The organism is Flavobacterium alvei (assembly GCF_002920895.1).
Taxonomy (GTDB): Bacteria; Bacteroidota; Bacteroidia; order Flavobacteriales; family Flavobacteriaceae; genus Flavobacterium; species Flavobacterium alvei.
In genome coordinates, this window is the sequence record NZ_PQVG01000004.1 from 15541 (window position 1) to 35703 (window position 20163).

Here is a 20163-nt window from a genome sequence, read left to right on the forward strand (position 1 = left end):
GAAATAAATACAGGGCAAAATTTTTCTTTATTTAAGGCAATTAACAATAGAGAAAAGAGAAAAAGAGTTTGCCAGATTAAAAGGATAAAAATTAAAAAATAGTAAAACTTATTTGATTCATATGATACGTATAATTTCATCCAAAATTAAATTTCTAGGAGGTTGACATTTGCATCAATAAAATTACTGGCTATCAATACATTCCCTTTCATTTTTAGCTATATTTGAATTTACAAAAAAAATTAAACTCATGAAAAACAAATCCATTCTTCTCAAAACTTCATTTTTTTTAGTTTTAATTCTTCTTTTCGCCTATACCAAAAAAGAATCTCTAGTATCTGGAATAAACCTAAAAAACATGGACACTAAGGTAAACCCTGGAGATAATTTTTATGATTATGTCAATGGCACTTGGTTAAAAAACAACGAAATACCATCTGACAAGGCCTATTATGGATCTTCAACACTAATTAATGATAAAGCACAAGAGGATGTAAAAGCCATAATTGAAAATGCATCTAAAGGAAAATTTGCTTATGGTTCAGATGAACAAAAAATTGGTGATTTTTATGAAGCCTATATGGATACCATTAATAGAGAAAAAATTGGAATCGCACCATTACTGCCTGAATTCAAAAAGATAAATGCCATTTCAAACTATTCTGACTTAGCTGGCTATTTTGGTTATGCCAATAGTATTGGTATCAATATCCCTCTTGCAATTGGAATTACAGTAGATTTTAAAGATCCAAATCAATATATGCTTTATACTTGGCAAAGTGGTTTGGGACTTCCTGATAGAGAATATTATATTCTTGAAGACGACAAATCAAAAGAAATACGCAAAAAATATGTAACTCATATTGCAAAAATGCTCCAATTGGGTGGCGTAGAAAATTCGTCTGAACTTGCTCCTAAAATTATGGCATTAGAAACCACTTTGGCTGGTAAGCATATGAAAAAAGAGGAAACACGAGATATGGTTAAACTTTACAACAAGTATGAAATAAAGGATTTAAATACTCTTATGCCTGATTTTAACTGGAGTTTAATGTTTAAGAATGCAGGGATTATTAATCAAAAAAATATAACTGTCACACAAATAGAATACATTAAATCGCTAAGTTCTATCATAAAAACAACTTCATTAAACACTTGGAAAGCCTATCTAAAATGGAATACAATTGACAATTCAGCAAAGTATTTGAACGCTGCTTTAGATATTCAAAACTTTGAATTCAAAGGTAAAACCCTTTGGGGAATGAAAAAACAAGTACCACTGTGGCGTAGAGGAGTTCAAAGAGTAAATGATAATCTTGGTGAAATTGTTGGAAAAGTATATGTTAAAAAGCATTTTTCACCTGAAGCAAAAGAAAAAGTAACTGTTTTAGTAAAAAATCTTCTAAAAGCTTATGGCGAAAGCATTAAAAATTTGGATTGGATGAGTCTTGAAACTAAAAAGCAAGCCTTGGATAAATTATCTAAATTCACTCTAAAAATTGGATACCCTGACAAATGGAGAGATTATTCCTCCTTAAAAGTAGTCAAAGGTGACCTTTTTGGCAACTTACAAAGAGCCGCTGTCTTTGAAAACAATAGACAAATCGCCAAATTAGGCAAACCAGTTGATAGAACAGAGTGGGAAATGACACCCCAAACAGTAAATGCCTATTACAATTCAACATTAAACGAAATTGTTTTTCCAGCAGCCTATTTGCAACCACCCTACTTTGATTTATTGGCTGAAGATGCAGCAAATTACGGCGGAGTTGGCGCAACAATTGGACATGAAATTGGACATGGATTTGACGACCAAGGAAGTACTTTTGATGGTGACGGTGTGATGCGCAACTGGTGGACGCCAGAAGATTTAACTGCCTTTAAACAAAAAACAGCTGCTTTAGTGACCCAATACAATGGATTCAAAATATTTCCTGATCTCAATGTAAATGGTGAATTTACACTAGGAGAAAATATTGGAGACTTAGGAGGACTAACTATAGCATTGAAAGCCTACAAAGAAAGCCTTAATGGCAAGGAATCTCCCGTTATAGATGGTTTCACAGGGGATCAACGTGTGTTTATTGCCTTTGGCCAAAGTTTTTTAGGAAAAATTCGTGAAGAAGCCCTACGAAGTCTTATGGCAAGTGACCCGCATTCTCCCGACAAATACAGGGTTAATGGAGTGGTGAGAAACATTCCAGAATTTTACACTGCATTCAACATAAAACCTACTGATTCTTTATATTTAGCTCCCGATAAAAGGGTTAAAATCTGGTAAATTCAATATTTAAAACTTCATTAAAATAAAAACCATAATTACTCCAGAAAGTAATTATGGTTTTTTTGTGGAGAATACCGGAATCGAACCGGTTACCTCTTGCCTGCCAGGCAAGCGCTCTAGCCAAGTGAGCTAATCCCCCAATCGAGTGGCAAATATAACATATAAATATAGCACAAAGCAAATTTTGAAAAAAAATATCCTGCTTGTCTTAATATTTTTAACTTTACATCAAAATCAGTGCAATGCTTTCAGAAAATTTAAACGGTTCTATTATCACAACTATCGAAAACAAAATCGCAACCCTCGAATTTGGTCATCCTGCGAGCAATTCTTTTCCGAGTGATTTATTGAATCGATTGACCAATGAACTCCATAATTTAAGCACTAATTCAGCTGTTTCGGTTATTATTTTAAAAAGCAGTGGTTCAGGAGCCTTTTGTGCTGGAGCTTCTTTTGACGAATTGTTGGTTGTTTCCAATCTCGAAGAAGCCACAGAATTCTTTTCGGGTTTTGCCAATGTCTTGAATGCAATGCGAACTTGTTCAAAAATTATAATTGGAAGAATTCACGGAAAAGCCGTTGGTGGCGGAGTAGGAATTATATCAGCCTGTGATTATGCCTTGGCAACAACCGAAAGTTCGATAAAATTATCAGAATTAACCATAGGAATTGGGCCTTTCGTGATTGAACCTGCCGTGAGCAGAAAAATAGGAAAAAGTGCCACGGCCGAAATGGCTTTAGACACGGAATGGAAAACCGCCGCTTGGGCAGGCCAAAAAGGATTGTATGCCAAAGTATTGGAAACACAAGAAAAATTAGACCAAGAAATTACGACTTTGGCCAATAAACTAGCCAGTTACAACCCGGAAGCTTTATTCGAAATGAAAAAAGTGCTTTGGAAAGGAACCGAAATCTGGAATACTCTATTATATGAAAGAGCCGAAATTTCGGGAAAATTGGTGCTCTCGGATTTTTCAAGAAAAGCCTTGTCTCAACTTAAAAAATAAACAATGACACACCTCATCTTGCCTTTGCTACAAGTAAATGTCGAAGAAAAACTAAAAAACGCACCAGACAACGGTTATCAAATTGGTGTCGTAATAGGCTCTTATCTTCCTTTTGTTATATTGGTTGGCCTAGCCTATTGGATGTATTATCGGGCGAAAAAAGGAGACAAAAAGGAGTAGATTCACTAAATTTGCACTCAAATAAAAATAGAATGAGCAAAATAAGGATTACAAAACAGTTTGGTTTCGAAACCGGTCACGCCCTTTACGGTTATGATGGCAAATGCAAAAACGTGCACGGTCACAGTTATAAATTGTCGGTTACCGTAATTGGAACACCCATAACAGACCGCAACAATGCAAAATTTGGGATGGTTATTGATTTTACCGATTTGAAAAAAATCGTGAAAGAAGAAATCGTTGACCAATTTGACCACGCCTCTGTTTTCAACGGAACCACACCGCATATTGAATTGGCCAATGAACTAAAATCCCGAGGTCACCACGTAATTTTGGTCGATTACCAACCTACGAGCGAAAATATGGTAGTCGATTTTTCAAAAAGAATTATCGGTAGATTGCCCGAAAATATCAAACTTTTTTCCTTGAAATTGCAAGAAACCGAATCTTCGTTTGCCGAGTGGTTTGCGAGTGATAATTTGTAATTCAAAATCTCCATTTCAATTTTATGCAAATCATCACGCCCAACAAAAAAATATATTTCGCTTCCGACCAGCATTTTGGCGCACCAACTCCTGAATTGAGTTTTCCTAGAGAACAAAAATTTGTAGCTTGGCTCGACGAAGTCAAAAAAGATGCCGAAGTGATTTTTCTACTGGGTGATTTATTTGATTTTTGGTTCGAATACAAAACCGTTGTTCCCAAAGGATTTGTGCGCGTTTTGGGCAAATTGGCCGAAATTCGTGACAGCGGAATTCCCATTTATTTCTTTGTGGGCAACCACGATTTGTGGATGAACGATTATCTCGAAAAAGAGCTGAACATTCCCGTTTATCACGACAATCAAGAATATACTTTCAACGGAAAAACCTTCCTCATTGGTCACGGTGATGGAAAAGGTCCCGGCGACAAAGGCTACAAACGAATGAAAAAAGTCTTTACCAATCCGTTCTCGAAATGGCTCTTTCGTTGGCTTCATCCCGACATTGGCGTAAAACTGGGACATTATCTTTCGGTGAAAAACAAACTGATTTCCGGCGATGAAGACGTGAAATTCCTTGGCGAAGACAACGAATGGCTGATTTTGTATTCCAAAAGAAAACTGGAAACCAAGCATTACGATTACCTTGTTTTTGGCCATCGTCATTTGCCAATGATCGTTCCTGTTGGCGAAAATGCCAAATATGTCAATCTAGGCGACTGGATTAGTTATTTTACGTATGGCGTTTTTGATGGAGAGACTTTTGAAGTGAAGAAGTTTGAAACAAAATAATTTTACCACATAGGCATATATAAGTTTTAATTAAATTTTTCTCATTCAAAAGCAAAACTAAATTAACAGGCAATCTTTAGAACCCCAAGAAAATGAATGCAAATATTGAAATCAAGGAAATACCAACATTAGAATTGGCTTTCATTACACAAATTGGACACGAAGGTTTGGGAAATGCTTACGCCAAACTCATTCAATGGGCTGCTCCCAAAGGGCTTTTGAAGGAAGACTCTAAAATGGCTACCATTTATCACGACAGTTTTAAAATCACCGATCCCGATAAAGTCAGGATGAGCGCTTGCCTGATTTTAAACGAAAAAACCGAAGTTAGCGGTGAAATTGGCTTGACCACCATCGAAAAAGGGAAGTTTATTGTGGGTCATTTTGAAATTGGAATCCACGAATTTGAAAAATCCTGGACGGGTCTTTTCATTTGGATGAACGAAAATGGATATAAAAAAGCAGAACGAAATCCGTTTGAAATCTACCACAACAACTTCAATGAACATCCTGAAAAAATCGCCATTGTTGATTTTTACATTCCAATAGAATGATTAAACTTGGATAATTTTTTAGCAATCTAAATTCATAGCTTTTTTCTATATATTTGATACTCTTTTAAATCAATTTAAATATGAAAAAAAAGGCTCAACTCCTATTTATTGCACTCCTTCTTTCTTGCATAACGATTTCTGCTCAATCTTCCATAGATTATAAAAAAGTAAAAGAACTTTCGAATTCGGATACTAACAGACTCGAAAAAATCTTCAAAGACATTCATCAAAATCCTGAATTGGGCTTTATGGAAGTTAGAACTGCTGCCATTGTTGCCAAAGAACTAAAAAGTTTGGGTTATACTGTAATGACAGAAATTGGCAAAACAGGAGTCGTTGGAATTCTAAAAAACGGTGATGGTCCAATAATAATGTACCGAGCCGATATGGATTGCAATTCGGTAAAAGAAACTACGGGTTTGCCTTATGCTAGTACAAAAATGGTTAAAAGAGAAGATGGCGCAGAAGTTCCCGTGATGCACGCCTGCGGTCACGATTTGCATACTACTTGGATGCTTGCCATTGCCAAAATAATGGTAACGATGAAAAACGACTGGAAAGGAACTTTGATAATGATTGGTCAACCTGCCGAAGAACCTGGTGGTGGTGGTGATGCAATGGCTGCCGAAATGTATAAAAAAGGAGTACCTGTGCCTGATTATTTGTTAGGAATGCACACTGCTCCTGTTGCCGTGGGCTATTATATGAATGCTGCTGGTGAACGAATGGCTGGTGCTGACCAACTAGACGTTACTTTTTACGGAATTGGCGGTCACGGTTCGTCTCCACATCTAGCCAAAGACCCAATTGTTATGGCTGTCAATGCTATCTTTCAATATCAAACTCTAATAAGTAGAAATATGGATCCTCAAAAAGCGGCTGTCGTTACTGTGGGAGCCATAAATTCAGGAATCGACAACAATGTAATTCCGGCTTCGGCAACGCTGAAATTGAATTTGCGTTGGTTTAATGACGCCGATAGGGATTTAATGATTGACGGCATCAACAGAATCAATGAGGGGATTGCTTTTGCCAACAATCTTCCTAAAGATTTGTACCCAACGATGAATAAAAAACAGTATGTTATTCCGCTAAAAAACGACAAAGCAATGGTCGAAAAAATAAATCCAGCACTGGAAAAAATTGTCGGTCCAAACAAAAACATTCAAGGAATTCCTGCCACTATGGGTTCTGAGGATTTTCAACATTTGGTAAAAGACCAACCCAAAACAGTTTATGATTATATTTTGGTAGGAATTGCCAATCCCGAAGTTACTGCCCGAGCGAATAAGGAAGGGAAAATGTTTCCATTTTACAATCATAACGGCGATTTTCAGGTAGATTTGACAGCCATTCCTTTTGGAATATCCATTGGAACTACGGCATTATTAGAAATGTTTAGCAAATAAATTCACTGAAATAATCTACTTTATTTTAGAACCAAAATCGACAAAAAAAATGAAAAACCAAGATACATTCACAACTGTTATTTTAAAAATCAATAAAAATGTGATTCGTTTTTTGATTGGAATGATGACCTTTAGCTTAATTTTGGGTTCAGCTCATCTGATATATTTAGTTGTTCAGAAAGCGATTGATCCAACTCCTTTTTTTTTGTTGCTTGACGTATCTGATTTATTGAGTATATTTAATTTAGTTTTGATAATAGCCGTTGGATACGAACTTATAAAATCTTTAGTATTAATTATAACTTCCGAAGAGATACCCACCGTTCCAATTGTACAAATTGCTATTGTTGCTGTTGCTAACAAAATAATTACTCTTGACCTGAAACATTCAGATCCTAATATGATTATTGGATTAGCACTACTAATAAGTGCTCTTGGTCTAGCTCATTTTTTATTGAAATATAAAAAATGTGAAAAATAAAACTTTAAGAAATTATTTTCTCCTTCAAAAACAATAGCGAAACCCAATAAGCCATCACGGCAACAGGAACAGCCGTCAGCAACCAACCTCCCAAACCACAAAGCAATTCGAAAGAAAGATGGCTTAAGGCTTGGAAAAAACTATTTTGAAAAAAAATGATAATTTCATCAACTGTATGATGATTTCGAGGGACGGAAAAAATAAATTCGCCTATTCGGATGAAAGGAATAATCAACAGAATTTGTAACGGCCACATCAAATAACTGAGTGCAATCATTACTGGTAAATTCAATTTTCGTTTGAGGGAAACCGTGGTAATCATAAAAGTGCTCACGCCAAGAATGGGAATGGTCGAAATCAACCCAGACACAATAATGCTTTGACTTAATTCCTTTGGAGTCAAGCCTTGTTTCAAAAGAGCCGTAGTTTTGTCTTTTACCGTATTTAACTTCGCCCTCAAATTATTTATGGTTTTCGTGATCTTCCAAATCTTTTTGCAAATCTAATGTTCTAAATCCAGGCAATTTGATTCCCGTAAAAACCACGATTAAAAGCGTCATACTTCCACCAAAAACTACCGCAGTAACCGTTCCCATCAATTTGGCGGTCAAACCACTTTCGAAAGCACCCAACTCATTAGACGAACCTACAAATATGGAATTCACCGCTGCCACACGACCTCGCATAGAATCGGGAGTTTTGAGTTGCAAAATCGTCTGGCGAATCACCACCGAAATTCCATCGGTAACACCGCTCATAAACAAGGCAAAAACCGAGAGCCAAAACCAAGTGGAAAGTCCGAAAACAATAATACAAACACCGAATCCGAAAATAGCTGCCAACAATTTGATTCCCGCGTTTTTATAAAAAGGCAAATGCGCCGAAACAAACATCGTCAATAAAGCTCCAACGGCTGGCGCAGCTCTTAAAATACCAAAGCCTTCAGGGCCAACTTTCAAAATATCTTGGGCAAAAATGGGTAAAAGTGCCACGGCTCCACCAAAAAGAACCGCCACCATATCGAGCGTTAAAGCTCCCAAAACGGATTTGTTGGTGTAAACAAATTTGATGCCTTCTTTCAAACTTTCCATCACGGGTTCTCCGATTTTTGGATTCAAAATAGGCTTTTTAGAAATTTGTGTCAAAATCAATAATGAAAAAACAGAACAGGCAAAAATGGAACACATCGACCAATGCACGCCTATCCAAGTAATGGAAAATCCCGCCACGGCTGGCCCAACGACCGAACCAATTTGCCAAACCGAACTGCTCCAAGTGGCTGCATTGGGATAGACTTTTTTGGGAACTATCAAGGACAAAAGCGAAAAAATGGTCGGCCCCAAAAAAGAACGAACCAAGCCTCCTAAAAACACTAAAAAATAAATAGAATATAAAATCGTATCGGTTGACCAATGGGTTACTATTCTCGGCCAGGTCAATAAAAACAAGCCAAAACTAATGATGGAAAAACCAAAAATACATTTGACCAACATTCCTTTTTTCTCCTTTTGATCGACAATATGTCCCGCAAATAAAGCCATTGCAATGGCTGGAATCACTTCCATTAATCCAATCATTCCCAGTGAAAGGGCACTTTTGGTCAGACTATAGACTTCCCATTCAATGATGATAAACTGCATTGACCAAGCAAAAACCATTGCAAATCGCAACACCAAAAACAGATTAAATTCTTTGTAACGCAAGGCTGCGTAGGGATCTCTTATTTTCTCATTCATAAACTATTATTCAAATATTTTTTCGTTGCTCGATTTTCGTTGTTCGTTAATCGGTTGTCGAGCAACGGATAACGAATTTTGGTTTTCGTTGTCCGTTTTGGATTTCTGAAATCTGCCTTCTTATCTAATATCTTTCAATCGCAATTGGATGGATGTTTTGCCATTCCATTCATTTTCATCAATGCAATAGACCGCTTCAAACGGTTTTTTATTGGTTGTCAATTCCATTTTATTTCCTAATCCAAAACCAATGATCGCCATTCCTTCCGAATTATTTTGGCGTACAAAAAGTTTCAAATGTTCTTCGTCAGCTCCCAATTTTTGGGCATAACCCGTGTCTTTCACATTTTTGGTCAAGAAAACGGGCGTCATATTTTGGGGGCCAAAAGGTTCAAATTGTTTCAAAATTCGGGTTAGTTTTGGCGTGATGTCCGATAAATTAATTTCGGCGTCTATCGAAATTTCGGGCGTCAACATATCGGGATGAATGGTTGCTTCGACAACTTTTTCGAAAGCATTTTTAAAATTTTGATAATTTTCTTCTCGTAAAGTCATTCCAGCCGCATACATATGACCGCCAAATTGCTCCAAATGTTCCGAACAAGCTTCCAAGGCATTATAAACGTCAAAACCCTTTACCGAACGCGCCGAAGCGGCATATTTATCGCCACTTTTGGTAAAAACCAAGGTCGGACGGTAATAGGTTTCTATCAATCTAGAAGCCACGATTCCAATCACGCCCTTGTGCCAATCTTCCTGAAAAACCACCGAGGTGAATCGTTTTTCTTCGTTATTTTCTATAATTTGATTTAATGCTTCTTTGGTAATTTGCTTGTCCAAATCTTTCCTTTCGGAATTATAGGCTTCAATTTCTAAGGCAAATTGTTGAGCTTGTTCGAAATCAAATTCAGTCAACAATTCCACTGCGTGATTCCCGTGTTTGATGCGTCCTGCTGCATTAATTCGGGGTGCGATGATAAAAACGACATCGGTAATATCTAAAGTTTTCTTTTTGATTTGATGACCCGAAACCGAAGGTCGAACGGACGAAGTAATTAAAGCTTTAAATCCTGGTCTTGGATCTGCATTAATTACTTGCAATCCAAAATACGCTAAAACACGATTTTCTCCCGTCATAGGAACAATATCAGCAGCAATTGCGGTTGCCACCAAATCTAAATACGGAGTTAAATCTTCGATGGTTTGGTTTCGGTTTTCACCCAAAGCCTGAATCAATTTAAAACCAATTCCGCAACCACATAATTCATCGTAAGGATAATTGCAATCATCTCGTTTTGGATCTAAAACGGCAACCGCTTCGGGTAAAAATTCTCCCGGACGGTGATGGTCACAAATAATAAAATCGATATTTTTATCTTTGGCGTAAGCCACGTGATCGATAGATTTTATTCCGCAATCCAAAGCAATTATGAGCGAAAAACCATTGTCGTCGGCAAAGTCGATTCCTTTGAAAGAAACGCCATAACCTTCGTCATACCGATCTGGAATGTAAGTCGCCACATTGGGATAATAGGTTTTCAGATAAGACGAAACCAAGGAAACCGCAGTGGTTCCATCGACATCATAATCGCCAAAAACAAGAATATTTTCGCCGTTTTCAATCGCTTTTTCAATACGTTCGACCGCCTTGTCCATATCTTTCATCAAGTACGGATTATGCAAATCTGCTAAAGTGGGACGAAAAAATTGTCGGGCTTGTTCGAAAGTTTCAATACCTCGTTGCACCAAAAGCGTTGCCACAAATTCCTCCACATTCAAAGCTTCAGCAAGTAGTTTTACCTTTTCTCCCGAAGGCTTTGGTTTGATGTTCCAGCGCATATAAAATTTCGAATTGAGAATTAGGTTTTTTGTACTCTCACAAATTTAGTTTAAAATAGCTAAAGAATTTAAGTGCAAAAAAAAATAATAGCAAATTCGCAAATTTTATAAAATCATTGAAAAAATCTGCGAATCTGCGGTGAAATATTTTTTATTCTGGACTTTCAGTCCTTGATGATTTATTTTCTTTAGTGATTGTTTTTCCTGCAACCACCACCACAATTTCTCCTTTTGGCGGTTTATTTTCAAAATGAGTCAAAACTTCACGAGTCGTTCCACGAACATTTTCTTCGTGCAATTTGGATAATTCTCTGGAAACACAAATTTGGCGATCTTCGCCAAAATAGGTAATAAATTCCGCTAAAGTTTTGACTAATTTATGTGGTGAAACATACAAAATCATTGTGCGGGTTTCTTCGGCGAGCGCCAAATATCGGGTTTGTCTTCCTTTCTTTTCCGGCAGGAATCCTTCGAAAATGAATCTGTCATTTGGCAATCCGCTGTTGACTAAAGCAGGTACAAAAGCGGTTGCACCTGGCAAGCATTCCACATCAATTTTGTTTTCGACACAAGCACGAGTCAACAAAAATCCTGGATCTGAAATGGCTGGAGTTCCCGCATCTGAAATTAAGGCAATGGTTTCTCCTGCTTTCAAACGAGTAATTAAATTCTCTACTGTTTTGTGTTCGTTGTGCATGTGATGGCTGTGCATGTGCGTGCCAATCTCAAAATGTTTCAATAATTTTCCACTAGTTCGGGTGTCTTCTGCCAAAATCAAATCTACTTCTTTTAGAATTCTAATGGCTCGAAAAGTCATATCTTCAAGATTCCCAATTGGAGTTGGAACAATATATAGTTTCCCCATTTAAACGAATTTTTTCTCGATGATATCCATAAAACGTTTTTCATAATCTTCTTTGCCTTCCCAATTACTGTAATCTGGTTTTACCATTTCTTCGATAAAACTTTGGGCTTCCTCAAAATTATTGAAAGTAATTAATTGATTTATCACACGACTATAATCTTCATCGCTATTACCAAAAAGATTTTTCACAAAAGCAATCTTATCATTTAAGCCAATACTGATTCCAGTAGCAAGCTTGTCATTTATGGTTTCTGTTTTGGTTTCATTCTTTTCAGGAATAGAGATATCAACTTTTGAAACGATTTCTTTTGGAATCTCAAAATCCATCGGAGATGTCAATTCTTTTTTGGGTTCGGCTTTCACAAAAAGTGTTTCAGAATAATTGGCACCCAATAATTCTTCAAACGAAATCTGAATTGCTTCAACTTTTTTAGGAGTAGCAATTTCTGCCTCTTCTTCTGTGTCTAATTCAAAAGCAGGTGTAAATCCTAATTCAACTGGGTTTGTTGGTTCTTCTTCTAAAACTTCTTCACCTTCTTCGTCGGGTTCTGTCTCATTAAAGTCAGTTTCAGTTTCAGCCTCAATAGCATCCAAAACGATGTCATCATTGACAACTTCTTCCTCAAGATTTTCTATAATCTCTTCTTGAACTTCTTCCTCTTCGGCTGGTTCTATTTCATTGAATTCAGCATCTGAAGCTTCTAGAATTTCTTCCTCCGCAATGGTGTCATCCTCTTCATTAATTTCCTCTTCAGCAACAATTTCTATCTTTGAAGTATCGGGTTTAAATTCTGACAAATGATTTTCTTCGAAAAATTGTTTCATTTTTGCGACAACTTCGGCTTGACCAATAGTTGGTTTTGCTCCTCCAAAATGCTCTTCGACAAATCTTAAAACAGCCAGTTTTTCATATAATTTCTGCGTTTCAACACACAATTGATTGATGTCTGATTTGTTTTTCATTTGCAACACTCGGTGTGCAATGCTCATTAAGTCGGCTTCCAATTTTTTCTTCATAACTTTTGAAATTATAGTGAGTAAGGTATGTCTTTTTTAATAAATTTGTTTTCGTTACAAAGTAATAAAAATTATTCATTTCTAAAGTCCGAAAAATACAAAATGTTTCTCGAAAATACAGTAAATCATAAAGAACAATTTGGTTGGATCGAAGTTATTTGCGGTTCAATGTTCTCGGGCAAAACCGAGGAACTCATTCGCAGACTTAAGAGAGCGCAATTTGCCAAACAAAAAGTAGAAATTTTCAAACCCGAAATCGACACCCGTTATCATGACGAAATGGTAGTGTCTCACGATGCCAATGAAATTCGTTCGACGCCAGTTCCCGCTGCTGCCAATATTGCGATTTTAGCACAAGGTTGCGACGTAGTTGGCATTGACGAAGCCCAATTTTTTGATGATGAAATCGTAAAAATTTGCAACGATTTGGCCAACCAAGGCATTCGAGTGATTGTTGCTGGATTGGATATGGATTTCAAAGGCAATCCTTTTGGTCCAATGCCTGCCTTGATGGCCACTGCCGAATATGTGACCAAAGTGCACGCTGTTTGTACTCGAACAGGAAATTTGGCCAATTACAGCCATAGAAAAACGGATAGCGACAAACTTGTTTTACTCGGCGAAACCGAAGAATACGAACCTTTGAGTCGAGCTGCCTATTTTTATGCGATGAAAAAGGATGAGGAGAAATAATTTCCTGAGATACTCTAAAAAAAACATAGAATTCAGAAATTATTTTTTGTTAGAAAAAAGCCAATTTTATTTCTTGTAAGCTTTTATTATGTACTTTTATACATACAAATAAGTCATTATTGAGAATCGTTTTTTTTATTTAAAAACGCGTAATTCCAGTAATGACAAGCACTGAATATTTAATTACACTCCAAAAAAAGTTAGACTCTTGACTTTATCTATCCAAAACATCGAAAAAATGCTTCATGCCAAAAGGTTTGGAGATAACAACGGAATAATAGATACTATTTCTATCGATAGCCGTTCATTGCAAAACAATCAAAAAACGTTATTTTTTGCCTTAGTCGGGTCCAATAATGACGCTCATATTTATATTTCGGACTTAATAAAAAAAGGGGTTCAAAATTTTGTCGTTACACACATTCCTGAAGGATTAGCCAATAAAGCAGTTTTCTTAGTTGTCGAAAACACTTTGGATGCTTTGCAAAAATTTGCAGCGCATCATCGCAGTTTGTTTAAATTTCCTGTTTTCGGTTTGACGGGAAGCAACGGAAAAACCATCGTTAAAGAATGGCTGAATTTTCTTTTGAATCCTGATTTCAATATCATTCGAAGTCCTAAAAGCTATAATTCGCAAGTTGGTGTTCCGTTATCGGTAATTTCGATAAATGACAAGCACAATTTAGGCATTTTTGAAGCGGGAATTTCAAAAATGGATGAGATGGAAAAATTGGAAAACATCATCCGTCCAACCATCGGAATCATCACCAATATTGGGACTGCACACGATGAAGGTTTTGAAGATTTGGAGAAAAAAATCAAGGAAAAACTAAAACTTTTTAAGCATTCGAAACTCATCATTTATCAAAAAAATAAAATTATTGATGCCTTAATCAAATCTAAAATAAAATCATTTTCTTGGAGTTTCAACGATGAAACTGCTGATGTTTTTATTTCAAAAAAAGAAATTCAAGACAAAACGACGCTTCAAGTTCGTTATGGCAAAGAAAATTTCGATGTGCAAATTCCTTTTCAGGACGAGGCTTCGGTAGAAAATGCAGCTACTTGTTTGATGGTTTTATTGAGTTTTAAATACGATAAAAAAACCATTCAAAACCGTATGCAGTGGTTGTATCCAGTTGAAATGCGCTTAAAAGTCAAAAACGGAATTAACAAAACAACCCTCATTGATGATAGTTACAGCTGCGATTTTCAATCGTTGAAAATTGCTTTGGATTTTCTTGAAAGTCAAAAACAATACAAAAACAAAACACTCATTCTTTCGGATATTTTTCAAAGCGGTTTGTCTAATGAAGAATTATATACCAAAGTGGCTCAATTGTTAAAAAACAATAAAGTAAATCGTGTAATTGGTATTGGCGAAACCATCTCGGCATTCAAAAACAAATTTACTAACTGCACTACTTTTAAAACCACGGCCGATTTTTTTCTGAATTTCAATTATTTGAATTTTGTCAATGAAACCATTTTGATCAAAGGAGCCAGACATTTTCAATTTGAAGAAATTGTTTCGGCTTTAGAGGAGAAAACACACGAAACTATCCTGGAAATCAATCTGAATTCCATTAGTCATAACCTGAGTTTTTTTAAATCGAAATTAAAACCCACGACCAAAATGATGGTAATGGTAAAGGCTTTTGGTTATGGAAGCGGCGGATTTGAAATTTGCAAACTTCTCGAACATCACAAAGTAGATTATTTGGGAGTGGCTTTTGCCGACGAAGGAATTTCGTTAAAAAATGCAGGGATTGTTTTGCCTATTATGGTTTTAAACCCAGAAACCACAAGTTTTTCGTCAATCATTCAGTATAAATTAGAACCCGAAATTTACAGTTTGAAAGGCCTAAATGCTTTCCTTAAAATAGCCGAAAAACGAAAACTCAAACATTTCCCTATTCACATCAAACTCGACACGGGAATGCATCGTTTGGGTTTTGAAGAAGAAAATTTAGACGAGTTAATTGCCATTCTAAAAGACAATAAATTCGTAACCGTAAAAAGTGTTCTGTCGCATATGGCCACAAGTGATGATTTAGTACATCAAGAATTTGCCCATTCACAAATTACTTTATTCGAAAAATTGTCTTCCAAATTGATGTCTGAATTGCAAATAAAACCCATTCGTCACATCTTAAATACTTCTGGAATCAGTAATTTTCCACAAGCACAATACGATATGGTTCGCCTTGGCATTGGACTTTATGGTGTTTCTAATGACGCTGAAGAACAAAAATATTTAGAAAACGTTGGGACATTAAAATCTATTATTTCACAAATCAGATCCATTCAGGCTGGCGAAAGCGTGGGTTACGGAAGACGTTTTGTAGCCAATAAACCTTCGAAAATCGCTACAATTCCAATTGGTTATGCGGACGGAATTTCAAGACATTGGGGCAATGCCCTTGGGTTTGTGACTATCAATAATCAAAAAGCGACCATTATTGGCAGTGTTTGTATGGATATGTTGATGGTGGATATCACGGAAATTAATTGCAAAGAAGGCGACACGGTAATCATTTTTGGCGAAAGTCCATCAGTTACTTTTATGGCGCATCAATTGCAGACCATTCCTTATGAAATTCTGACTAGTATTTCACAAAGGGTAAAACGTGTTTTTTATCGAGAATAAGTTTTTTTAAAATAAAATAATTATATTCGTATTAATTTTAACTAAAAAACAGGGGAATTATGGGATTTTTCAAAGATTTTAAGGCTTCTTTAATGAAAGGAGACGTTTTAAGTTTAGCAACTGCGGTTGTAATAGGAGGGGCATTTGGAAAAATTGTTGGCTCGGCAGTCGATGATGTTATTATGCCAATTGTTGGTTTAATTACAGGTGGAATAGATTTTACACAAAAATTTATTACACTTGACGGAAACAGTTATGATAATTTAGCCGCTGCAAAAACAGCTGGAGCTGCTGTAATTACTTATGGTAACCTTGTGCAAGCCGTTATTAATTTTGTGATTATTTCATTCTTCATTTTTGTAGTATTGAGAGCTGCCGAAAAAGCGAAAAAGAAAGAAGAAGTTGCTCCTACTGCACCAGCTGGTCCAACTCAAGAAGAATTGTTAACACAAATTAGAGATTTGCTGAAAAAATAAATTTCCGCTACATTATATATTCTAACTAAACCACGCCTATAAGCGTGGTTCTTTTTTATATTGTTATAAATATAACAATTTGTTATTTTTTGTGAACACGCTTGTTTTCATTCCATTATTCCTTATTTTTGCATCTCAAAATTAGAACTAAAATTTAAAAAATACACATATGAAACTTGCAGTTGTAGGAGCCACAGGAATGGTTGGCGAAATAATGTTAAAAGTAATCGAAGAAACAAATTTTCCTTACACCGAATTAATTTTGGTTGCTTCTGAAAAATCAGTTGGAAAAGTAATCGAATTCAAAGGACAAAAACACACTGTAGTGGGATTGCAAACCGCTGTGGATATGAAAGCCGATATTGCTGTTTTTTCGGCTGGAGGTCAAACATCCTTAGATTGGGCACCAAAATTTGCTGCTGCAGGAACTACAGTAATCGACAATTCTTCGGCTTGGAGAATGGATCCAACCAAAAAATTAATTGTTCCTGAAATCAACGCAAACGAATTGACCAAAGATGATAAAATCATCGCTAATCCAAACTGTTCAACAATTCAAATGGTTTTAGCTTTAGCGCCTTTGCACAAAAAATACAATATCAAACGTGTGGTCGTTTCTACCTACCAATCTATCACTGGAACAGGTGTAAAAGCGGTACAACAATTCGAAAACGAATGTGCTGGAATTGAAGGCGATATGGTTTATAAATACAAAATCAACCGCAACTGTATTCCTCAATGCGATAGTTTTGAAGCCAATGGTTACACCAAAGAAGAAATGAAATTATCGAACGAAACTAAAAAAATATTAGGTGATAATTGTGTTGCGGTTACTGCAACTGCTGTTCGTGTGCCTGTTGTTGGTGGTCATAGCGAAGCCGTAAATGTGGAATTCAGCAATGATTTTGATGTAAACGAAGTTAGAACAATTCTTAGCCAAACCGAAGGTATTGTAGTTCAAGATAACCTAGATACTTTTACCTATCCAATGCCAAGATATTCTGAAGGTAAAAATGAAGTATTTGTTGGTAGAATTCGTCGTGACGAAAGCCAAGCCAATACTTTAAATATGTGGATTGTTGCGGATAACTTGAGAAAAGGAGCTGCAACAAATACTATTCAAATTGCACAATATTTGGTAGCACACAATTTGGTGTAAAACCTTTTTACAGTTTTATAAAAAATCTGATTAACTTTAAATTTTTAAAGATAATCGGATTTTTCTTTTTCAATACCTACCTTTGCCTCGGATGAAAAAGAAATTTGTCATACTAAATACTTTCCTTGCATTAGCTGTATTGTTCGCAATGGGGTTTCAATCCGTGCATAGTTTTGAGCATTTGGCACAACAACTTTCTGAAAAAAAATGCCATCACGAATCTACTTCCAAACAGCAAATCACACATCAGCATCACAATTTAGATCATTGTTTTGTTTGTAATTTTTCGTTAAGCAGTTTTATTGCTGCTGATATTTCGAGTTTCGAATTCCAAAAAACAAGCTTTCCTTCTGGATATACTTTTTTCAAATCCAGAGAAATCACCCAGTTTTTTAAAGGAAGCTTATTTGCGCTTCGAGCTCCTCCTGTTTTTATTGTTTAAATTATTCTAACGCAAAAACATTAAGTTTTTGTGCAATTCTCGTATTTAACAATAAAATCATTTCAAATGAAAAAAATCATAACAACCCTATTTATATGGATTTCGGCTATTCTTCATGCACAAGAAACCGTAGAAAAAAAACAAGACACTATTCATAAAAACAAACCTTTTGCACTAGACGAAGTGATTGTTTCAACAGCTTTCAATAAAATTCAATCACAAAATGTGATGAAAGTGGAACATTCGACCATCAAGAAATTACAACAAAAAGGAACTGCAACTCTAATCGAAGGTTTAGCAACTATTCCGGGAGTTTCACAAGTTTCAACAGGAACTTCTATAGGAAAACCTGTTATTCGCGGTTTGAATGGCAATCGAGTTTTAGTCTATTCGCAAGGCGTTCGAATCGAAAATCAGCAATTTGGTGATGAACATGGTTTAGGATTAAATGATGCTGGAATCGAAAGTGTGGAAGTCATAAAAGGACCAGCTTCCTTACTTTATGGTTCGGATGCTTTAGGAGGTGTATTGTATTTTAATCCTGAAAAATTTGCCAATTCAGGTACTTTTAAAGCCAATTTCAGTCAGAATTTTTTCTCTAATACACTGGGAAGTAATTCGTCATTAGGACTGAAAACCTCAACCGAAAATTGGAAATTCTTAGCACGTGGAACTTATAACACGCATTCGGATTATAAAATTGCTAATGGCGATCGAGTTACAAACACTCGTTATCAAGAAACCGATTTCAAAACTGGAATTGGCTACAGCAATTCGAAATTCTCGACTGTTTTTCGCTACAATTATAATGATTTAGATTTAGGAATTCCTGAAGAAGGCATTGCAGAACAAACCACCAATAAGAAAACAGCTTATCCAAAACAAGGCGTTTTCAATCATTTATTGAGCTTAAATAATACTTTGTTTTTCGAAAAATCAAAACTGGATGTCGATTTGGGTTACATTTCCAATGACAGAAGTGAATTTGAGGATAGTCAAGTTGCCGTATTGCACATGAAATTGAACACTTTCAATTATGATGCAAAATACCATTTGCCAAAATTTGGAAAATTAGAATCCATAGTTGGAGTTCAAGGAATGCATCAAACCAACACCAATTCTGGGGAGGAATATTTGATTCCCGATGCTACTACCAATGATTTTGGCGTTTTTGGAACAGGACATTATCAATGGGAATCGAATGTTTTTCAGGCAGGATTGCGTTTTGATAATAGAAAAATAACCACAACCGCACACGGAGTTTCAGGCGAAGAAGGTTCATTCGAAGCCATCGACAAATCGTTTGATAGTTTTAATGCTTCTTTGGGATATAAAACCAATTTAGCCAAAGATTTATCATTACGATTGAATGTAGCTTCTGGATTTAGAGCGCCCAATTTGGCCGAACTAACCTCAAACGGAGTTCACGAAGGAACCAACCGATATGAAGTGGGAAATCCTGATTTAAAAACGGAACAAAATGTTCAAACCGACCTAAATTTGGAATATAATAATAGCCACTTCGAATTTTTCGTAAACGGATTTTACAACCACATCAACGATTTTATTTATACTTCGCCAACTGGAATTGTACTAGACAATAATGATGTTTTCGAGTATATTCAAAATGATGCTAAATTGTTTGGTGGAGAAATTGGATTGCATTTTCACCCTCATCCATTAGATTGGTTGCATTATGAAACCAGTTTTGAAACCGTTACTGGAAAGAAACAAGACGGCGATTATTTGCCTTTAATTCCTGCCAATAATTGGAACAACACTATTAGAGCCGAATTTAAAATTAAAAATTGGCTGGAAGATGGTTTTGCTAGTTTAAATGTTTCAACCACTTTCAATCAAAATAACGTAAATGATTTCGAAACTAAATCAAATGGTTATACCTTGTTGAATCTAGGTTTTGGAGGGAAAGTAAGTATAGGAAAAACAACTTTTAAAGTAAATTTGAATGGAAATAATTTGCTAAACAAGCAATATATCTCTCATCTTTCTCGTTTAAAAACCGACGGTATTCCTAATATTGGAAGAAATATTGTTCTGGGTTTGAATTTTAATATCTAAGATTTTACCTTGTTTTTGT

19 protein-coding genes and 1 tRNA gene are annotated in these 20163 nt (G+C 35.9%); 14 read left to right on the forward strand and 6 right to left on the reverse strand.

Annotated features, from left to right (window positions below; genetic code table 11):
• Nucleotides 1–250 precede the first annotated feature (250 nt).
• Nucleotides 251–2281, forward strand: coding sequence for a M13 family metallopeptidase (locus C3L50_RS07600; RefSeq protein ID WP_103805581.1), 2031 nt, complete (start codon nucleotides 251–253; stop codon nucleotides 2279–2281).
• 68 nt (nucleotides 2282–2349) lie between these two features.
• Here C3L50_RS07600 and C3L50_RS07605 read toward each other — a convergent pair.
• Nucleotides 2350–2423, reverse strand: a tRNA-Ala gene (locus tag C3L50_RS07605).
• A 103-nt stretch (nucleotides 2424–2526) separates the two neighbouring features.
• Here C3L50_RS07605 and C3L50_RS07610 point away from each other — a divergent pair.
• The 7 genes from C3L50_RS07610 (at nucleotide 2527) to C3L50_RS07635 (ending at nucleotide 7188) form a co-directional block, all read left to right on the forward strand.
• Nucleotides 2527–3291 carry an enoyl-CoA hydratase/isomerase family protein gene (locus tag C3L50_RS07610; protein WP_103805582.1) on the forward strand — a complete coding sequence of 255 codons (765 nt, stop codon included), beginning with the start codon at nucleotides 2527–2529 and terminating at the stop codon, nucleotides 3289–3291.
• A 3-nt stretch (nucleotides 3292–3294) separates the two neighbouring features.
• Nucleotides 3295–3471 (forward strand): hypothetical protein, encoded by a 177-nt coding sequence (locus C3L50_RS16310; RefSeq protein WP_165783986.1) that lies wholly within the window; start codon nucleotides 3295–3297, stop codon nucleotides 3469–3471.
• 32 nt (nucleotides 3472–3503) lie between these two features.
• Nucleotides 3504–3956: a 6-pyruvoyl trahydropterin synthase family protein gene (locus tag C3L50_RS07615; protein ID WP_103805583.1), complete on the forward strand. Its 453-nt coding sequence runs from the start codon at nucleotides 3504–3506 to the stop codon at nucleotides 3954–3956.
• Between the two features lie 23 nt (nucleotides 3957–3979).
• Entirely contained in the window at nucleotides 3980–4744 is a 765-nt protein-coding gene (locus C3L50_RS07620) for a UDP-2,3-diacylglucosamine diphosphatase (RefSeq protein WP_103805584.1), read from the forward strand.
• A gap of 92 nt (nucleotides 4745–4836) precedes the next feature.
• Entirely contained in the window at nucleotides 4837–5298 is a 462-nt protein-coding gene (locus C3L50_RS07625) for an AraC family transcriptional regulator (RefSeq protein ID WP_103805585.1), read from the forward strand.
• An 80-nt stretch (nucleotides 5299–5378) separates the two neighbouring features.
• Nucleotides 5379–6707 (forward strand): amidohydrolase, encoded by a 1329-nt coding sequence (locus C3L50_RS07630; RefSeq protein WP_103805586.1) that lies wholly within the window; start codon nucleotides 5379–5381, stop codon nucleotides 6705–6707.
• A gap of 49 nt (nucleotides 6708–6756) precedes the next feature.
• Nucleotides 6757–7188 carry a phosphate-starvation-inducible PsiE family protein gene (locus C3L50_RS07635; protein ID WP_103805587.1) on the forward strand — a complete coding sequence of 144 codons (432 nt, stop codon included), beginning with the start codon at nucleotides 6757–6759 and terminating at the stop codon, nucleotides 7186–7188.
• A 4-nt stretch (nucleotides 7189–7192) separates the two neighbouring features.
• Here the strand turns inward: C3L50_RS07635 and C3L50_RS07640 are convergent, their stop codons facing one another.
• The 5 genes from C3L50_RS07640 to C3L50_RS07660 all read right to left on the reverse strand — a co-directional run bounded on the left by C3L50_RS07640 (nucleotide 7193) and on the right by C3L50_RS07660 (nucleotide 12645).
• Nucleotides 7193–7648 carry a DUF2062 domain-containing protein gene (locus C3L50_RS07640; protein WP_165783987.1) on the reverse strand — a complete coding sequence of 152 codons (456 nt, stop codon included), beginning with the start codon at nucleotides 7646–7648 and terminating at the stop codon, nucleotides 7193–7195.
• Nucleotide 7649: 1 nt separating this feature from the next.
• On the reverse strand, nucleotides 7650–8924 hold the full coding sequence (locus tag C3L50_RS07645; RefSeq protein ID WP_103805589.1) for an MFS transporter: 1275 nt from the start codon (nucleotides 8922–8924) through the stop codon (nucleotides 7650–7652).
• A gap of 120 nt (nucleotides 8925–9044) precedes the next feature.
• A complete protein-coding gene (gene recJ, locus C3L50_RS07650; RefSeq protein WP_103805590.1) occupies nucleotides 9045–10763 on the reverse strand; it encodes a single-stranded-DNA-specific exonuclease RecJ in 1719 nt (572 codons plus the stop codon).
• A gap of 151 nt (nucleotides 10764–10914) precedes the next feature.
• A complete protein-coding gene (gene rsmI, locus C3L50_RS07655; protein WP_103805591.1) occupies nucleotides 10915–11628 on the reverse strand; it encodes a 16S rRNA (cytidine(1402)-2'-O)-methyltransferase in 714 nt (237 codons plus the stop codon).
• Nucleotides 11629–12645: a hypothetical protein gene (locus tag C3L50_RS07660; protein ID WP_103805592.1), complete on the reverse strand. Its 1017-nt coding sequence runs from the start codon at nucleotides 12643–12645 to the stop codon at nucleotides 11629–11631. It lies immediately after the preceding gene.
• Between the two features lie 102 nt (nucleotides 12646–12747).
• Here C3L50_RS07660 and C3L50_RS07665 point away from each other — a divergent pair, with 102 nt between their 5' ends.
• The 6 genes from C3L50_RS07665 to C3L50_RS07690 all read left to right on the forward strand — a co-directional run bounded on the left by C3L50_RS07665 (nucleotide 12748) and on the right by C3L50_RS07690 (nucleotide 20144).
• Nucleotides 12748–13338 carry a thymidine kinase gene (locus tag C3L50_RS07665; protein ID WP_103805937.1) on the forward strand — a complete coding sequence of 197 codons (591 nt, stop codon included), beginning with the start codon at nucleotides 12748–12750 and terminating at the stop codon, nucleotides 13336–13338.
• Nucleotides 13339–13576: 238 nt separating this feature from the next.
• The gene (locus tag C3L50_RS07670) at nucleotides 13577–15988 is read left to right on the forward strand and encodes a bifunctional UDP-N-acetylmuramoyl-tripeptide:D-alanyl-D-alanine ligase/alanine racemase (RefSeq protein WP_394338024.1); all 2412 of its coding nucleotides are present in this window, start codon (nucleotides 13577–13579) and stop codon (nucleotides 15986–15988) included.
• Between the two features lie 59 nt (nucleotides 15989–16047).
• Nucleotides 16048–16464, forward strand: a complete 417-nt coding sequence (gene mscL / locus C3L50_RS07675; RefSeq protein ID WP_103805594.1) for a large conductance mechanosensitive channel protein MscL — start codon at nucleotides 16048–16050, stop codon at nucleotides 16462–16464.
• Nucleotides 16465–16633: 169 nt separating this feature from the next.
• Nucleotides 16634–17623, forward strand: coding sequence for an aspartate-semialdehyde dehydrogenase (locus tag C3L50_RS07680; protein ID WP_103805595.1), 990 nt, complete (start codon nucleotides 16634–16636; stop codon nucleotides 17621–17623).
• A gap of 91 nt (nucleotides 17624–17714) precedes the next feature.
• Nucleotides 17715–18065: a hypothetical protein gene (locus C3L50_RS07685; protein WP_103805596.1), complete on the forward strand. Its 351-nt coding sequence runs from the start codon at nucleotides 17715–17717 to the stop codon at nucleotides 18063–18065.
• Between the two features lie 66 nt (nucleotides 18066–18131).
• On the forward strand, nucleotides 18132–20144 hold the full coding sequence (locus tag C3L50_RS07690; protein WP_243400351.1) for a TonB-dependent receptor plug domain-containing protein: 2013 nt from the start codon (nucleotides 18132–18134) through the stop codon (nucleotides 20142–20144).
• The last annotated feature ends 19 nt before the right edge of the window (nucleotides 20145–20163 follow it).

Excerpts from the sequence above, each read along its gene's own strand:
- C3L50_RS07600 (WP_103805581.1), top strand. The coding sequence starts at position 251 with ATGAAAAACAAATCCATTCTTCTCAAAACTTCATTTTTTTTAGTTTTA.
- C3L50_RS07610 (WP_103805582.1), top strand. The coding sequence starts at position 2,527 with ATGCTTTCAGAAAATTTAAACGGTTCTATTATCACAACTATCGAAAAC.
- C3L50_RS16310 (WP_165783986.1), top strand. The coding sequence starts at position 3,295 with ATGACACACCTCATCTTGCCTTTGCTACAAGTAAATGTCGAAGAAAAA.
- C3L50_RS07615 (WP_103805583.1), top strand. The coding sequence starts at position 3,504 with ATGAGCAAAATAAGGATTACAAAACAGTTTGGTTTCGAAACCGGTCAC.
- C3L50_RS07620 (WP_103805584.1), top strand. The coding sequence starts at position 3,980 with ATGCAAATCATCACGCCCAACAAAAAAATATATTTCGCTTCCGACCAG.
- C3L50_RS07625 (WP_103805585.1), top strand. The coding sequence starts at position 4,837 with ATGAATGCAAATATTGAAATCAAGGAAATACCAACATTAGAATTGGCT.
- C3L50_RS07630 (WP_103805586.1), top strand. The coding sequence starts at position 5,379 with ATGAAAAAAAAGGCTCAACTCCTATTTATTGCACTCCTTCTTTCTTGC.
- C3L50_RS07635 (WP_103805587.1), top strand. The coding sequence starts at position 6,757 with ATGAAAAACCAAGATACATTCACAACTGTTATTTTAAAAATCAATAAA.
- C3L50_RS07645 (WP_103805589.1), bottom strand. The coding sequence starts at position 8,924 with ATGAATGAGAAAATAAGAGATCCCTACGCAGCCTTGCGTTACAAAGAA.
- recJ (WP_103805590.1), bottom strand. The coding sequence starts at position 10,763 with ATGCGCTGGAACATCAAACCAAAGCCTTCGGGAGAAAAGGTAAAACTA.
- rsmI (WP_103805591.1), bottom strand. The coding sequence starts at position 11,628 with ATGGGGAAACTATATATTGTTCCAACTCCAATTGGGAATCTTGAAGAT.
- C3L50_RS07660 (WP_103805592.1), bottom strand. The coding sequence starts at position 12,645 with ATGAAGAAAAAATTGGAAGCCGACTTAATGAGCATTGCACACCGAGTG.
- C3L50_RS07665 (WP_103805937.1), top strand. The coding sequence starts at position 12,748 with ATGTTTCTCGAAAATACAGTAAATCATAAAGAACAATTTGGTTGGATC.
- C3L50_RS07670 (WP_394338024.1), top strand. The coding sequence starts at position 13,577 with ATGCTTCATGCCAAAAGGTTTGGAGATAACAACGGAATAATAGATACT.
- mscL (WP_103805594.1), top strand. The coding sequence starts at position 16,048 with ATGGGATTTTTCAAAGATTTTAAGGCTTCTTTAATGAAAGGAGACGTT.
- C3L50_RS07680 (WP_103805595.1), top strand. The coding sequence starts at position 16,634 with ATGAAACTTGCAGTTGTAGGAGCCACAGGAATGGTTGGCGAAATAATG.
- C3L50_RS07685 (WP_103805596.1), top strand. The coding sequence starts at position 17,715 with ATGAAAAAGAAATTTGTCATACTAAATACTTTCCTTGCATTAGCTGTA.
- C3L50_RS07690 (WP_243400351.1), top strand. The coding sequence starts at position 18,132 with ATGAAAAAAATCATAACAACCCTATTTATATGGATTTCGGCTATTCTT.